This is a genomic window from Brevibacterium moorei, from assembly GCF_024580735.1.
In the GTDB taxonomy this organism is placed as follows: Bacteria; Actinomycetota; Actinomycetes; order Actinomycetales; family Brevibacteriaceae; genus Brevibacterium; species Brevibacterium moorei.
Genome location: NZ_JANIJX010000056.1, coordinates 1 through 1,459 on the forward strand (window position 1 = coordinate 1; position 1,459 = coordinate 1,459).

General features: G+C 57.6%; 1 rRNA gene. It reads right to left on the minus strand.

The features are described from left to right. Positions 1-15 precede the first annotated feature (15 nt). Positions 16-1,459, minus strand: a 16S ribosomal RNA gene (locus tag NQ034_RS16015); the annotation flags it as partial.

Below are 1,459 nucleotides of genomic sequence, written 5' to 3' on the forward strand. Positions count from 1 at the left end.
GTTGATGCTCCTTAGAAAGGAGGTGATCCAGCCGCACCTTCCGGTACGGCTACCTTGTTACGACTTAGTCCCAATCACCAGTCCCACCTTCGACCACTCCCCCCGGACGAACCGGTTAGGCCATGGGCTTCGGGTGTTACCGACTTTCGTGACTTGACGGGCGGTGTGTACAAGGCCCGGGAACGTATTCACCGCAGCATTGCTGATCTGCGATTACTAGCGACTCCGACTTCACGTAGTCGAGTTGCAGACTACGATCCGAACTGAGACCGGCTTTCTGAGATTCGCTCCACCTCACGGCATCGCTTCCCTCTGTACCGGCCATTGTAGCATGCGTGAAGCCCAAGACATAAAGGGCATGATGATTTGACGTCATCCCCACCTTCCTCCGAGTTAACCCCGGCAGTCTCCTATGAGTTCCCACCATCACGTGCTGGCAACATAGAACGAGGGTTGCGCTCGTTGCGGGACTTAACCCAACATCTCACGACACGAGCTGACGACAACCATGCACCACCTGTACACCAACCCAAAAAGGGAAACCCCGTTTCCGAGGCGATCTGGCGCATGTCAAGCCTTGGTAAGGTTCTTCGCGTTGCATCGAATTAATCCGCATGCTCCGCCGCTTGTGCGGGCCCCCGTCAATTCCTTTGAGTTTTAGCCTTGCGGCCGTACTCCCCAGGCGGGGCACTTAATGCGTTAGCTACGGCACAGAACCCGTGGAATGGGTCCCACACCTAGTGCCCAACGTTTACGGCATGGACTACCAGGGTATCTAATCCTGTTCGCTCCCCATGCTTTCGCTCCTCAGCGTCAGTAACAGCCCAGAGTCCCGCCTTCGCCACCGGTGTTCCTCCTGATATCTGCGCATTTCACCGCTACACCAGGAATTCCAGACTCCCCTACTGCACTCCAGTCGGCCCGTACCCACTGCACGCGCACCGTTAAGCGATGCGTTTCCACAGCAGACGCGACCAACCGCCTACGAGCTCTTTACGCCCAATAATTCCGGACAACGCTAGTACCCTACGTATTACCGCGGCTGCTGGCACGTAGTTAGCCGGTACTTCTTCTGCAGGTACCCTCCACCCCCATCAAGGAGGCCTTGTTCCCTACTGAAAGAGGTTTACAACCCGAAGGCCGTCATCCCCCACGCGGCGTCGCTGCATCAGGCTTGCGCCCATTGTGCAATATTCCCCACTGCTGCCTCCCGTAGGAGTCTGGGCCGTGTCTCAGTCCCAGTGTGGCCGGTCGCCCTCTCAGGCCGGCTACCCGTAAACGCCTTGGTAGGCCATTACCCCACCAACAAGCTGATAGGCCGCGAGCCCATCCCCAACCGACAAAACTTTCCACCCCCACCCATGCGGGCAGGAGTCGTATCCGGTATTAGACCCAGTTTCCCGGGCTTATCCCGAAGTCAGGGGCAGGTTACTCACGTGTTACTCACCCGTTCGCCACT